Source organism: Candidatus Epulonipiscium viviparus (assembly GCF_030708075.1).
Taxonomy (GTDB): domain Bacteria; phylum Bacillota; class Clostridia; order Lachnospirales; family Cellulosilyticaceae; genus Epulonipiscioides; species Epulonipiscioides viviparus.
Map to the genome: position 1 here is coordinate 1,283,810 of NZ_CP117982.1, position 14,991 is coordinate 1,298,800.

The window sequence follows — 14,991 nt, forward strand, 5'->3', positions numbered from 1 at the left end:
ATTGGATAAATTTGGAGGAAATCATGAGCAAATATCAAAATTTAAAACAAGAAGTTTTTGCAGCAAATCTGGAATTAGTAGCGCGTAAATTAGTTATTTATACTTGGGGAAATGTGAGCATTATAGACAGAGAGCTGGGTGTTGTTGTAATTAAGCCAAGAGGAATAGAGTATCATGATTTAGTGGCAGAAGATATGTCTGTTACTGATTTGGAGGGCAATATTATAGAAGGAGATTTGTTGCCATCTGTAGATTTAGAAATTCATTTGGCGATCTATAAACAGTTTCCGGCTATAAAGGCAATTGCGCATACGCATTCAACCTATGCAACAGCATTTGCGCAGGCTAGATGTGATATACCATGTCTTGGCACAACGCATGCGGATCATTTTTATGGAGTGATACCGTGTACAAGGCAATTAACTCCAGAAGAAGTAGCCGGAGAGTATGAAAAAGAAATTGGCAATGTAGTTGTAGAAACATTTTTGGAGAGAAAAATTGATCCGATGCAAGTGTTTGGAGTGAATGTTGCAGGGCATGGCCCATTTACTTGGGGGGCAACAGCAGGTTTGGCGGTAGAAAACAGTGTTATCCTAGAAGAGCTATCTAAGATGGCATTACTGACTAAGCAAGTAAATCCTAATGCACCTTTGCTAGAAAACTATGCATTAGATAAGCATTTCCTAAGAAAGCATGGAGAAGGTTCGTATTTTTATCAAAGTAAATAGATTGCGAGGGATATAAAAAGTGAAAACGTCCGTATCATTATCTGTTTTTCAGGGAGCGAAGACAGCACCGATTTTATTTATGGGATCCACAGAAGAAAATTTTAGAACAATTAAAGAATTGGGATATGATGGAATCGATCTATTTGTGGATGACCCAACGAGTGATGCAACAAAAGATGCTGTTAAATATTTAATTAGGTATGATCTGGGAGTGGGCGTTGTGATGCCAGCGGCATTGGCAGGGCAAGGATTATTTTTAGGCGACGAAGATAAGTCTGTTAGAAATAAATGCATCCAGAAAATAAGTGAAATAATAAAGTTTGCAGAAGCAATAGATGGAATGGTATCATTGGGATTGGTTAGAGGAAGCAGTGCCAGAGAAGAGTCATTGGCTCATTTTTATAGCAAATTTGTAGATTCTTGTGAAAAATTAATTAGCACAACAGACATGCCGTTGCTGATTGAACCAATTAATCGATATGAAATTAATACGATAAATTCGGTGCAAGAAGGAATAGATTTTATAAATAAGTATAAGCTGCCATTATATTTAATGATAGATACATTTCATATGAATATTGAAGATGTAAGTATAGAGCAAGCGCTTCGAGATAGTTTTTCATTAACGAAGCATATTCATTTTTTAGATTCGAATAGATTGGCTCCATCGATGGGGCATTTGGATATGGAAGGGTTATATAGAACTGCAGCTGAATTGGGATATAATGGATATCTGTGTTTAGAAGCATTAGCAAAACCGACAGCATATGAATGTGCCAAACGTGGTGCAGAATTTTTTAAAAAGGTAAAAAAGTAAAGTTAAATTTTAAAAGACTCCCCTAACAAGGATGTCTTTTTTTTGTCCATTAAAAAAATATAAAGATAGGAGCTTTGTGGTAAAATTGGCAAAATACATAAATATGTATTAGAATACATAAAATTTATAAAGAATAGAAAACGGGGAGGGTAAAAATGGCAAATATAATTACGATAATAACATTTATAATAGTGTATTTGATACACAATCTATTATTTTATAAAATTTTGCTGCAAACAATGGAACTGAAATTTAAGAATTATACAGTGTATATATTGAGCGGCATTAATGTTTTAGTAGCAGGAGTGGCGGTGTTTCTGCTAGTAGATTATTCAGTATGGGTATATTTAAGTATAGTATTGGTATATTGCAGTACGACAGTAATCTGCTTTCGTGAAAATATTTTAAAAAGATAACTTGGGGCTTAGGAATGCCTATACATCTATTTTCCATAACAATGCTAATACTTGCGGCAACAAGTTGGACAACAAAAGAACCTATAGATCAAATTGTTGAAGATATATATCAATTGCTAGAAATAAAAATCAATACATCGTTTCTGTGTATAATATTATTAATGATAATTAACAAAGTGATGTCAAGGAAGATTATCAAGCTGATGTCGGTGCAAATAGAAAAAATAGAGCTATTTTTTAGTATGGCAGTTTGCAGTATGCTATTGCTAATAGTGAATTCATATATATATGGCATCAACATACATTCTATATATCTAAATATAAATTTAATGATAACTGGTCTAGTTTGCTTATTGCTATTTTACTTAGGAATATTGGTAGTGGCAGGATTTCAGCATATGAAGATACAGAATCAGTTGCTAGATCATCGACTGCAGGCGCAGCAAGTGTACCAGCAAATTGTTCATAGTAAGTCAGATATAACTATAGAAATAGACTGCAGTAAAGGGACAGTGGTTAATTACTTGATTAAAGAGAAGAAAAATCAGGTGTTGATAGGAAGAAAATATATGAAGTTTCGAAATGAGTTGTTATTAGACGTTGTGCACCCAGAAGATAAGGATCTTGTAATGGAGTTAACTGATATAGGCTATATCACTGAAGCGCTAGCTAAGAAGAATAATAGATATAATTTTGAGTATAGAGTGCTGCGAAAAAATCAAATTCATTGGTTTAAAGGAGAGGTAAGTGTGATAAATATATTAGATAGTGTGAAGGCAATCCTAGTATTAACAGACATTACAGATAAAAAGGAAATGAAATTTAAAATCGAAAGAGATTTATTGACAGGATTATATAATAAAATAACAACGGAGGATTTAATAAAAATGCATCTGAGAAGTCACCTAGGAGGTGTACTTTTTGTAATAGATCTGGATAATTTTAAAGAGGTAAATGATATTTTAGGCTACGATATCGGAACTGAAGTGATAAAAGATGTGGCGAAAAAGTTAACTGCAACCTTTAGGAAAAAAGAAGATATAATAGGAAGAATTAGAGAAGACAAGTTTATAGTTTTTATTAAAACCAATGTGGATAAGGTAAATATTACCAATATAGGAAACAGAATAAATGAGGTAATCGCTAAAAAATATAGTTATGAGGACAAGGAAGTTTATGTTTCGGCTAGTATAGGCATAGCAAAAGCGACAAAGCCGCTAACGACGTTTGCAGATTTATATATCGATGCAGATATGGCTTTATACCAAACAAAAGGCAAAGGTAAAAATGGATTTATGCTATATTCAAATGAAAACAGTAAACAAGAATAATTAATAAATGGTTTTTTACCGGTGAAATGCTAATGGTGTAAAATAGCTTTATCAATCAGCAGATTATTCTAGTTTTTATGATAAAATTTATCTTAAATAAACAAAAATTAGGAATTATTAAAAATTGATTTACATAATATAAATTATACTATATAAGGAGGAGTTAGTATGGTAAATCAACAAATAATACCGGTTTTTATTTTTGTATTTATGCTACAAAATAGTTTATTTTACTGTATATTAGCACGGTTAATGGTCTTTAAGTACAATAAAATAGTTATAATATTAATAGCAGCAATCAGTGTTGTATTAGAAATGCAAGTATTAACATTATTGCCACATTGTTCTGTTGTAGCATATGGATTAATGACGCTGTGCTATTGTGTAATAACTATTATTTGTTTTGAGGGATCCATTTTTAAAAAATTTGTATGGGGGATAAGCATACCAATTCATATATTTTCAATTATAGCTGTAGCTGCAGCAATAAGGAGCTTGGCATTAGGTCAACCGTTAAAGTATATTTTTATGGATGATAATATCTTATTAGGGTTTAGTGCATATGTAGCAATAGTGTGTATAATAGTTTTGATGATACTATTAAATATAGTATCAAATGAGATATATGCATTGATGATGCTGCCAATCGAAAAGGTAAAAATATTTTTGGCTATAGAAGTATGTATATTGATAGGGTTAATCAGCAATACATATGTATATGAATTAGAGTATTTTGCAAAGTCAATATTATTACAGCAAATTATATTGGGAGTAATGTGGATTGTACTATTTTATATGGGTCTTTTGATAATGATAGGTATCCAAAAGAGTAGTAATAAGCAACGCGACTTGACGCAAAATTTAAAAGCACAACAGATATATAAAAACATATTGCACAGAAAATCTGATATCGTAATAGAGGTAGATTGTAATGCCAAAACAATGTTAAGCTATACAGAAAATGGAGTACCAGTGGCATTAGCGGTAGGGCAAAAATATGAGCAAGCGCGCAATGTGCTAATGAAGAGAGTTCAGCGCGATGATGAAAAATATTTTCAAGCTATGACAGAAATAGAATATATGAAAAACGTATTTATAGAAGGAAATAATAAATATAGCTTTGAGTACAGGACAAATATATTTGAGACAATACGATGGCAACATGGAGAAGTTAACATAACATTAATAGATAAAACTATAAAAGCCATTATTTTGATAAATGATATTACGCTAGAAAAAGAACTAGAATTTAAGGCTCAGCGAGATGTAATGACTGGATTATATAATAAAGTTATTGTTGAGAAGCTGGTTTCGGAGCATTTGTGTGAGTATGCAGATGGAGTGTTATTTATGATTGACATAGATAATTTTAAAGCTGTTAATGATAATTTGGGACATGAAATTGGAGATAAAGTGATTAAAGATGTTTCTAAAAAATTAAACAGCATATTTATTGAAGAAGATATTATTGGAAGATTTGGAGGAGATGAATTTGTAGTATTTGTTAAAAAAATAGAAGACGAAAAAAATAATATATACAATATTGCTGAAAAAATCAATAAAGCTATAGCAACAACATACTGCGATGAATACAATAAAGTGAAAATATCAGCAAGTATTGGAATTTCCAAAGTAACACCAGAGTTAAGAAATTATAAAGATTTATATATAAGCGCCGATTATGCTATGTATAAAACTAAGAAAAAAGGAAAGGATGGATTTACCATATATTCTGGTGAAGAGCTGAATGGTGAATATGAAAAAAAATAGACTATAATAGATTTATGAGTTCTAAAATAGTCTAAAGGATTAAAAAATTATATGATTACAGCAAATTGAGCAATTTCGCACGTATCTGCTGTGATAGGATTGTATAGGATCTTAATGATTTTGCCAGTATCAGCTTTAGTGGTAAAATATTGATAATGTGTACCATTAAAAAAACTTTGTCCTTTGCTAAGAGCAGTTTTGTCAGAAATATTTTGGAGCTCTGTGAGCGCTAATTCGATTGCAAGGATTTCAGAAGTAGCAAATTGAGGTAATTTATTTTTGGTTGCAGATGAGAATGTAAATTTCGAAAAAACATCTTGCCATTTTGGCTCTAATCTAAACCTTTTCTGAACTTCTGCAGATGTAATATCTGCATTAACGTGCTTTATCGCAGTTTTCACTTTTGTTATTTCCTGAAGGATATCTTGAGAATGAAGCTCTAATTGAGTAGTGCCTAATTTTTTATCTGGAATAAGGTCTTTAGCAGACGAAATAATGATAGCTTGCTTATCGATTTGTAATTGCAGTGTTTGGAGAGCAAGATCTTTTGCTTTATACTTTTGATGGAGAAGATCAAATGTTGCTGAGGCAGAGGAGGATAAATTTTCATTTTGAAGTTCTGTACGCAGTGAATTTAATTCATCTGTAGCTATTAGATACTCTTGAGTAAGCTTGGCAAGTTCGCTTTCGGCGGCAGCTTGTTCGTTTATAACAGCTGAGATAGTGGCATTAGCGGTACTAATATCTTTAAGTGTTTGGTCATATTTGGTTTCGCTATTTTTTAGTCTAATTTTTAATCTGTTGTGTTCTATTAATAGCTGAGTATAGGCATCTTCCTGAGAAGCAATTTCTGCTGCAATGGATTCGTCTGCTTCATAGCTTGGAAGCGTTTCGATTGCTGGAGTGAAAGGTGAGCCATGAATCGCAACGGTCATAAAGATGAGCTGACTCATAATTTCGGTTTTAAATCCATGTGCAGCCATAATATGTGCCCAAAGGTCTTCTTTTAGTAATACATTTTTGAGAATAGTATGGCTCATTTTATTTAATGTTAAAATATGCTTATCTTCTTCGACCAGTTTGTTAAAGTATTGCAAATAGATATCATCTGCTCTTTGAGAAACAAGTTTATACTCATCAATTTTTAGCTTTTGAGATACAAAATCGATTATCTGAATAGAAAGCGAATCATCAGAAATAGTATATGATAGAGAGAGAATACTTTTTAAGATAATTTTAAGCTTGGTATTTAATTTGGATCTACTAAGGTTAGAAAGTTCTTGTTTTTTTTGATCAATATATTGCTCAAGATTTTGAGGTTTGGGAGCTTTAAGTCTTAGGTCTTTGTTGAATTTATGACCCAACTTATTTATAAATTGAACCCCTTTTCGAGAAATTATATTGACACCAATTTTAGCAGTGTTTTTTGGGTTGAGTACTTCCAACATAGCAATATATTGCCTAATAAATTCATCATCAGTTTTTTGCAAAATTTCAAAAATATTTGTCATATAAAATCCTTTCTATTACCAATTTATATAAAATTTAGTATTTGGTTCGCCTGCAAACATAATTTTTTCGACTCCAGAAAGGCTGATGGTGCCTTCGTGAAACTCGAGATAAGAATTATAGACGCATTCGCCAAAACTATTGTATAAACCAAATGCTCCATTGCCCGTTATTGATATATCGATACCAGGATAATTAGGATCAACTTCTATAAAAAACCATTGAGAGAAATTATCTTTCTCAATTTCAACTTCATAACTTCGTAAATTATTCATTGTCGCAATATCGTTTTCGCTAATATAAGTGCTGCCATTGGTATGAAGATACTCGATGTCATCTATAACTTCGATGAATAGATCTGAAATATCTCGCCCGTTGTTTTGAGGGATTTGAACTGTGTTAATAGCATTAGAAGCGTCAATGATTTTGTAGTGTCCAAAAAAACCTTCAAGTGAAGAAGTTGTGGGCAGCTGAAAACTTGGGTGTGTAGTATACAATATAGAAGAAAAATATTCATCCACAAGATAATACTCATTGCCTAGTCTATTTTGCCAGGCCTGTTCATATTGAGGAAGTGTGATAGACGGATTAAGTCGAACGAGTTCGTATTGAGCTTGCCATAAAGGTATGAGCCCGATGTCAAAAACGGTATTAGTTTCTAGATAGGTTTGGTTATTAGACTCTTCTATAAATTCTGCTGTGTATAGCATATTTTTCGACGCAAAGATACCGTTGCCCTGATAATATAACGTTTCGGCGGGAAGCTCTGTTTGATTGGAGGTTATAGTTAATGTACCGTCAGTTGAAACCGCCAAAGTGTAGTCAGTATAAAAATTTGCGTATACACCACTATATTTTAAGAGGTTTTCGGGAGCGTATGCAAGCGTAGAAGTGATGGGTGAATCAATTGAAAAATTAATTTTTATACCAGCATCTACCAATAAATCGTTTACTATTTGTGTTGCGATCATCTGAGTATATAACGCATGGCTTCCGGTTGAGAGTACGCAAACTATGGCATCGATTTGCGGAATGACAATTACGGTTCCGTGCGCACCAATTAAATCACCATTTTTAAGAAAAACTTGAATGCCTGCGTCATAAAAAGGATCTAGGTTTACGTTGTCCCAGCCCAATCCAAATGCAAAATTTGAGTTAGAATTGGAGTGCCAAATCCCTCGTAAATATTCTGGATATTTTGTAGTTTCTATGGCTTGATAGCTTAATATTCCAGGATTTAGATATATATTCATAAATTTGCATACATCTTGAGCAGTGGCCAAAATTCCGCCTACACCAAAATAATTATAAAGCTCAGCAACATCTGATGTCATGGTTCCCAGATATAGTTTATGATATGCAGAGACCGCGTTGGCTATCGCATCGTCTGTTGCGAAGTGTGTATTTGTAATTTTTAGGGGTTCAAAAAAATAGCGCTGCAAGAAGCTGCTAAATGTCATTCCAGATACGTCTTCTATCAATATTTCGAGCAGGGCATAGCCGTCGTTACAATATACTGAAAATTCGCCAGGTGTGGACTTTAGGCGCTCAGTTGCTAATCTATCTAGCAAATCTTTTTTGCTAAATTTTAGTGCATCGTCATAGAAAAGCGAGTTTGATAGAGAGCCCCCCAAAAGTCCAGAAGAATGATTTAATAACATCCGAACTGTAATATCTTTATACCGAGGATCTTGCATTTTAAAGTTTTCTATATAATGTATAATTGGCATATCTAGTTGAACTTGATTTTGGTCAATAAGTAGCATAATGGCTGCAGTAGTATACATTTTGCTAATAGAAGCAATTGGGTAGAGTGTATCTATATTAACAGAAGTTCCAGAAACTCCGGCTGAAATAATTTTATCGTTTTGCATTACTGCATACTGAACATTGTCGGCACCTAAGTTAGAAACCAAAAGATTAGCGTATTGCGACGCCGTTGCTGCAAAAATACAATGGGGTAGTAGTGTAATTATTATTAAAATTGTAATAAAATGTGTCATCACCAACCTCCAAATTATAAGCTATTTGTGGAATTTATTAATTTTAGTTTTTAGCTCTATGGCGCGATCCTTTAATTTAGGATGAACACCAACATCAATTATGAGAGAACTCAATAGGCGTAAGGAAGTACTATAATCTGAAATTTTATAGGATAGCACTGATGTTGTGTATACAGATTTATGAAAATCAAAACCTAATGCAGGATAATTATCGGTATCTAACGATAACTTGAAGCATTCATATGCGTTTTTGATAAACTCTGTTTCGTCATCAAGTTGCTTGAGATCGTGGTATAGCCAAGATATTCTTAAACATAAAACAGCTTTTTCTATATTTTTGCCATTCCTAATTAAACATTCTGCCAATGCAAGTTGGTATAAATCTAAGGCATAGTTTATGCTTCGAACTTCTTCGATAGGAATAGGAAAATAATTTGGGCAAATTTTGGTCCGCACTGCAGCTCGCTGGGTTGGTAAAAGAGTAGCAAAAGATGCATTTAGTGCTGTATGCCCACAAGGGCAGCTGATAACATCATAAAGCATTGGATCAACTATGCTATAATGTGTACGCAAATCTTCATCAATATTTTTTAATTGATTTTTGCCAGATTTTATAGCACTAGAATGAAAATCTTTGTTACAAATGGGACAGTGGACCTTGCGCTGATAGATTAAATCTGCTTCAGTAAGTTCATTAAGATTAGATGATGAAGAATTAGAGGGCTTATCCACTAATGTTAAATTAGCCAAATTTTCAAGTCCAAATTTTGAAAAATCTTTAAATAATGCCATTTAATTAACCACTCCTTTATAAATATAAAAATATATATATCAAAAATTTATGTACTAAAAAAAAATAAATACATTAAGATTATATCATAATTAACAAAAAAAGGATACACTAAAAATGATCAGCGCATCCACGAATTATTAATAATTATTTAGCTGTAGTATAACTGTTTTAAACGATTTAGTAAATAGCTGTGTTTTATTTGGTTTGCTTTATAAGCATATGTGTAGTAATCGAGCAAATCAGGTTCAGTGGTATTTTCAAATTTATGCAATGTGGTAGCTAAGTCTTTTTGGACATCACCAACTTGTTGTTTCAATGATAATTCTTCTTTACGTTGCGTTTCGGTTAATGTTTTTTCTTTCATACAAGTCACCTCCTATATGTGGAAGTATTGACATAATTTAGGAGTTTAATACTATGAATCGAAAAAAATTACATATTAACTTTGGAGTAATTGAAACACTTGTTGCGGACGCTGATTTGCTTGTGCGAGCATAGCATTAGCGGCCTGAGAGAGTATGCCGTCCTTAGTGAATAGTACCATTTCTTTTGCCATATCTGTATCTTGAATTCTGGATCGGGCACCGTCGAGATTTACAGAGTTGTTACTAATATTTTTGACAGTGTATTCGAGACGATTTTGAGTAGCACCAAGATATGCTCTTCGCGATGAAATTTCAGCAATTGCTCTATCGACTGCACCTAATGCAAATTGTGAATCTTCCATAGTAAGCAATGAAATTCCGTAGCGATCTTCGTTTGCTGCAGTAAGAGGATCATCGTTTAAGATAAGGTAATCTGTAAATCCATATATTGGAGTTTTGCTAGTAAGTCCCAAAGTATCTGGCTTGGATGATGCGATATCTATTTGGGTTAGCTGATTTGCTTCGGAGCCGGTTTGAACGGAAAGTTTTAAATCAACAAATCCACCATCATAGCCGGCAAGATAGTCTCCGGCAATTCCGGAATTCTTTGCGGTAAGAACCATTGGGTCATATGAAGTACCCATATTGACAGCGTCGAGATTAAAATTCGGATACTCTTGCGCTCTAACTATTAATGCTAAGTCAAAGTCTAATAAATATGAGCCATCTTCTTTAGTTGTAGGAACTCCGACACCGGCACCGTCGTATTCTCCGTTATCATAATCTTCGGGGTCATAAAATTCAAACACTACGCCATCAATAGTAAATCCTGAGCCTGCCTGAAATTTATGAGGCTCTGGATCAGAAGTTCCGCTGTTGATGCTTGGCAACACAATTTCGTATGTGGCATATTCTTTACTATCAATACCCTGGGTGATTTGCTTGGTCGCAATAGAGTTATTTGTGACATTAATGGGATTTGTATTTGCCGAAGATCCTGGATTTTTTGCTGTGAGAACGAGATCTGCGCCTGTGGGATCTATGTGAAAATTTGGTAAGCTTGCATAGGACAGATCTTTTTTCCAATCACCTTGCAAATCTAATCCGATAGCTGCAGGGTCAGTAAGGGTAGTCGATACTGAACTATCATAAAATTCAAACGGTTGACCATCGATAGTAAATTTATCGCCAGAAGTAGGCATATCGAGGCTGATAGAGTATTGGGCTTGTAGGCCGTTATATTTGCCGGTTTGAGTAATTTGAAAACCGCTATCAGCAAGCTCTTTGTCCCCGGATAAAATTTTATGCTGATTAAAGTCGGTTTCATTGCTAAGTCTGTCTAATTCTTTAATAAGCTCATCAACTTCAATTTGGATCTTTTCGCGGTCGGCATCGGTGTATGTTTCGTTTGCAGATTGAACAGCAACTTCGCGGATGCGCTTGGTAATTTCATGTGCAGAGCTTAGAGAGCTTTCTGCTGTTTGAATTAATGAGATCGCATCTGAGCTATTGCGGCTTGCCTGAGCTAGTGAGTCAAGTTGCGCGCGCATTTTAAGTGAAATCGCCATTCCTGCGGGATCGTCTTTAGATGAGCTAATTTGTAATCCCGAAGAAAGTCTTTCCATAGAGCTAGATTGTGCTTCGTTGGCTTTGTTGAGTATATTAACGACTTTTAGTGCAGGTATGTTATAGTTAATTTTCATAGTGAATGCTCCTTTAATGTTAAGTTAAATAATATAGCCTCGATTGTCATTTCCTACCACAAATTCGTTTATAGAAGACCGTCCGTAAGTGAAGCCGGCATATATGTTTTCTGCATTTTGGGTAGTTGGTTTAAAATCTAAATTTAAGTTTTTAATGGCAACATAGCCATCGCGAATGTGCGACATGATTTCTGCCGCATCGGCATAGTCGCCTTCTATAACCAATTTCTGAATAAAGATATATAGATCAAAAAGGTCGTGGGAAAGCGCAACAGACATATCCAAATTTCCGATTAGCACCGTCAAAACTTTTAAGGCATCTTTTTTATAAGGAATGCTTGCAGTATTATTGGCTACCAGTGCACCAACTTTTTCCAAAAATAAATCATACGTAAGACAAAGCAATTCAATTTCATTCGCAGCTGCGACCTGAGCTACTGTTATCATCATACACCTCGCAATCAATTTGTTCGAAAAATAGAATAAGTTGCTTTAATACTTCTAAAATATTATCTTCCATTGAAACCTCCTAGACCACTAAATTGATTAAGGAATCATCTGCGACAATAGCTGTTTCGGCAGTAACTGATTCTGCAAGTGAAGTAAATACTGCTTGAGTAACAGAGTATCCCAGGGATTCGATCATCTTTACTAGCGCCGAATCGCCGGCTTGAAGTCTGTTGGTTGCGTCATCAGAAGAGGTAGTGATTTCGTATTTTACTGTATCGTTTGCTATACGCACATTGGCCGTAACGGTGCCGAGGTTTTTGGTATCGTAGCTGATTGCCGCGTTTAGGGTATCTTGGTCATGTGTATCATTGTTGATGTATAAATTTACCATTTTGGCAACACCATTTATGGTAATGGGGAGCTCAAATGAATTACCCGTCTGATTTAATTTTTGCAAAAAGGTAGTCATTTCGTGTAGATTTCTATTTTGATCATATGTAGCAGTGTCGCCATTGGACATTGCATCGGATGCGGTTTCTTCGGCTTGATCAGAAGCGGCGGCTAGTTCTTGCTCTAGCTCTTCGAAGCTTTCGGGGAAAAATTCTTCCTTTGCAAGTGCAGCGCTAAATTCTTTGGGTTCATTAATAAATTTATGCATCAAATAGATGTTGTTGATGGTTACTGGAATTTCTTTTTCCGCAAGCATATCGATAACTTCCGGTGCGACATGTTTGGCAACATCGAGTTTTTCTTTAAAGCTATCAGGAAGCGTATCATAATCTGTAAATTTGCCAAGCTCTTTTTTGACCGCAGCTTTTACAAAAGGGAAAATAGTACTTGATACTTTTGACGCAAGGTCTGGAGTGTTGAGATCAGTTAATTGGCTATTTTGTATAATTTTTGCAAGATTAGCAAGTTTTTTGTTGGAAATATGAGCGGTATCCATACGTTTTTTTGCTGTATCTGCAGCTATTTTGAAGCCCTCGATCTCTCCAAACAAATTATCTATAGATGCATCAATACCCGTAGATGCAGTCGTGGCATGTTTGACAGCTGCTTGCAAATTGGCCATATTGAGAGATAGCTCGTTTTTGTTGATATATCCTATCACGGCATCTTTGTTTTTTGAGATAGAATTTAAAATTTGAAACATTCCGATAAGCTCTTGCTTTTGAGACTCATTTATTTGGCCCTTTTCCTCGAGAGCAACGATAGAGGCGGCGACGCTCTTTTGCATTGCGGGAATTTTTTTATGGGCAGCAAAAGCGAGAGACTCATCAATTGATTGGGTATAAGGATTGATGCCCTCTTTGATCATAGATGCAACAATTTCTGGGGTCATTTCATCAAAGAAAGCGGTCATCTTAGCTGCAATGATCATAGTGGAGTTTAGTTCATCTAGTGTGATTTCGTCATTGTTAGCAACAAGAGCCGTTGCCGCCTGAATAGATAGAGGTGTAACTTCTATATTATTAGCAGCCAAGACACCTGCTATTTGTGATTTAACGGTATTGATACTTTCACCCAAATATGCTTGAGGTGTGAGAGCCTGTTCTTCGTATTTGGAGAGTATGTGATCAAAATCTGCCAATGTTGCAGCTTCATCTGATTGAATCTGAATGAATAGTGAAGCATCGTTGTTATATTTCATTCGCGTAACTACACCCAGAGTTTCTACCGTAGATTGTTTATGAGCAACGTCTAGGTTAATATTATCTAGTGCAGTTTCAACTTGCTTATTTCGTTGTGCAGTAAGTTCTAAAGCGATTTTGGAGAGCTCGGTACTCTCAAGAGGTAAACGCTCGCTGATATTTCGCGCAGCTTGTAAAGTGAGATTGGCACGAATGGTATTGATTTGTGAACGAATTTCTTTAACTTTTGCCGCAACATTGGATTCAAAAACTAAACTTTTTGTAGCCTCATTGCTTTGTTGAGAAACTGTAGTTGATGCTGAGTCTGTTGCAGGCGACGTATTTGTTGTAGTTGTAGCATCTGCGTTTGTTGAACCAGCGTCAGTAACTGCATCTGATGAGGATACTGAAGAGCTTGCGAAAGGTGATATTCTTGTTGAATCTGCATTTGGTGTTGCTGTAACAGGCGTTCGATTTGTTGTAATTGAATTTGTAGTAGTTGTTGCATTTGTTGTAGATATTCGTGATATATTTGCATGTATAGCTCCTTTTGTTTCGTGAGAAATAGGTGCTTTAACACGAGCGGCTAGTGAATGAAATGTGATAGCCTCCCCTGCAATAATAGCCTGCTCGATGTCGGTATCAGACACAGCAGTTAAAGTATCAACAATTTCTTGCATATCCATCTCGGTGTAGAGCATCTTATTGTCTTTGATAAGAATTTCGTTTGCCTTTTCAACAATAGAGGCATCATCATCTGGATCTGGAAGGTCCATCATCTCAACGGCACTATAAATATTTTGCATCTTGGCAACGTTAGTCGCGCAGACATCTTCACCAATGGACATAAGCTTTTCGGCGGCCCAGGTGTTTCCTGCTGTAACCGGAAGATTATTTAAGTTGAGTACTTTTTCGGTGGTCGCAGAATCCCCAACAAAGGAAGTGTTATTTGCCTGACTATAACTTCCGATGTATAGAGAGTTTATAGTTATTATGTCGTCATGCATCGCAGTTTTATACATTCCATCTGTATGCTCTTTTAGACGGCGTATTTTATCGGCGATGGCATTTTCGTCGTTCGAAATTTTGGTATCCGCAACAAAAAATTCGTACTCGTTAAGCGGAATATCATCAACATTAACGCCAGACGATGATAGTGCAACAACTTTATCTTGATCAACTGTAGGTGCAACAAGTTTTTCGAAATCTTTTTCGGTATAAGTTTCGGTATAAAGAGTAGTTAGATCATCTGAAGCTGCCGTAGGATAATAGGGATCTGATGTTTCGGGTTGTGGCGCAGCAGATGGCATGGTAAAATATGTGTATTGCGCAATCTTTGTATTAGAAATATTTTCTATCATAGAAATTCCCTCCTATTTCATAGACTATATCGGCAACAAAAAATGAAAGTTTAATAAACTTGGCACAATTGGTGTATGCTAATATTGGTAATTAAGAAATAACTGAATATTTTG

The 14,991-nt window shown here is 34.9% G+C and carries 12 protein-coding genes; 5 read left to right on the forward strand and 7 right to left on the reverse strand.

Features of this window, described 5'->3' with window-relative positions:
• Positions 1 to 23 precede the first annotated feature (23 nt).
• The 5 genes from araD to PCY70_RS05285 all read left to right on the forward strand — a co-directional run bounded on the left by araD (position 24) and on the right by PCY70_RS05285 (position 5,062).
• Positions 24 to 728: an L-ribulose-5-phosphate 4-epimerase AraD gene (araD, locus tag PCY70_RS05265; RefSeq protein ID WP_010165836.1), complete on the forward strand. Its 705-nt coding sequence runs from the start codon at positions 24 to 26 to the stop codon at positions 726 to 728.
• 19 nt (positions 729 to 747) lie between these two features.
• Entirely contained in the window at positions 748 to 1,545 is a 798-nt protein-coding gene (locus PCY70_RS05270; protein WP_010165837.1) for a sugar phosphate isomerase/epimerase family protein, read from the forward strand.
• A gap of 155 nt (positions 1,546 to 1,700) precedes the next feature.
• The gene (locus PCY70_RS05275; protein ID WP_305768699.1) at positions 1,701 to 1,961 is read left to right on the forward strand and encodes a hypothetical protein; all 261 of its coding nucleotides are present in this window, start codon (positions 1,701 to 1,703) and stop codon (positions 1,959 to 1,961) included.
• A 14-nt stretch (positions 1,962 to 1,975) separates the two neighbouring features.
• The gene (locus tag PCY70_RS05280; protein WP_305768700.1) at positions 1,976 to 3,292 is read left to right on the forward strand and encodes a sensor domain-containing diguanylate cyclase; all 1,317 of its coding nucleotides are present in this window, start codon (positions 1,976 to 1,978) and stop codon (positions 3,290 to 3,292) included.
• A gap of 168 nt (positions 3,293 to 3,460) precedes the next feature.
• Positions 3,461 to 5,062 (forward strand): GGDEF domain-containing protein, encoded by a 1,602-nt coding sequence (locus PCY70_RS05285; protein ID WP_305768701.1) that lies wholly within the window; start codon positions 3,461 to 3,463, stop codon positions 5,060 to 5,062.
• 47 nt (positions 5,063 to 5,109) lie between these two features.
• Here the strand turns inward: PCY70_RS05285 and PCY70_RS05290 are convergent, their stop codons facing one another.
• From PCY70_RS05290 to PCY70_RS05320, 7 genes are all read right to left on the reverse strand, one after another.
• Positions 5,110 to 6,573 carry a hypothetical protein gene (locus PCY70_RS05290; protein ID WP_305768702.1) on the reverse strand — a complete coding sequence of 488 codons (1,464 nt, stop codon included), beginning with the start codon at positions 6,571 to 6,573 and terminating at the stop codon, positions 5,110 to 5,112.
• A gap of 15 nt (positions 6,574 to 6,588) precedes the next feature.
• The gene (locus PCY70_RS05295; RefSeq protein ID WP_305768703.1) at positions 6,589 to 8,574 is read right to left on the reverse strand and encodes a serine hydrolase domain-containing protein; all 1,986 of its coding nucleotides are present in this window, start codon (positions 8,572 to 8,574) and stop codon (positions 6,589 to 6,591) included.
• A gap of 21 nt (positions 8,575 to 8,595) precedes the next feature.
• Positions 8,596 to 9,366: a DUF2225 domain-containing protein gene (locus PCY70_RS05300; RefSeq protein WP_305768704.1), complete on the reverse strand. Its 771-nt coding sequence runs from the start codon at positions 9,364 to 9,366 to the stop codon at positions 8,596 to 8,598.
• A gap of 149 nt (positions 9,367 to 9,515) precedes the next feature.
• Positions 9,516 to 9,731: a DUF2508 family protein gene (locus tag PCY70_RS05305; protein ID WP_010165843.1), complete on the reverse strand. Its 216-nt coding sequence runs from the start codon at positions 9,729 to 9,731 to the stop codon at positions 9,516 to 9,518.
• Between the two features lie 75 nt (positions 9,732 to 9,806).
• Positions 9,807 to 11,435 (reverse strand): flagellin N-terminal helical domain-containing protein, encoded by a 1,629-nt coding sequence (locus tag PCY70_RS05310; RefSeq protein ID WP_305768705.1) that lies wholly within the window; start codon positions 11,433 to 11,435, stop codon positions 9,807 to 9,809.
• A 24-nt stretch (positions 11,436 to 11,459) separates the two neighbouring features.
• Positions 11,460 to 11,882: a hypothetical protein gene (locus tag PCY70_RS05315; protein ID WP_305768706.1), complete on the reverse strand. Its 423-nt coding sequence runs from the start codon at positions 11,880 to 11,882 to the stop codon at positions 11,460 to 11,462.
• A gap of 82 nt (positions 11,883 to 11,964) precedes the next feature.
• Positions 11,965 to 14,877 (reverse strand): DUF6240 domain-containing protein, encoded by a 2,913-nt coding sequence (locus tag PCY70_RS05320; protein ID WP_305768707.1) that lies wholly within the window; start codon positions 14,875 to 14,877, stop codon positions 11,965 to 11,967.
• Positions 14,878 to 14,991: the final 114 nt, after the last annotated feature.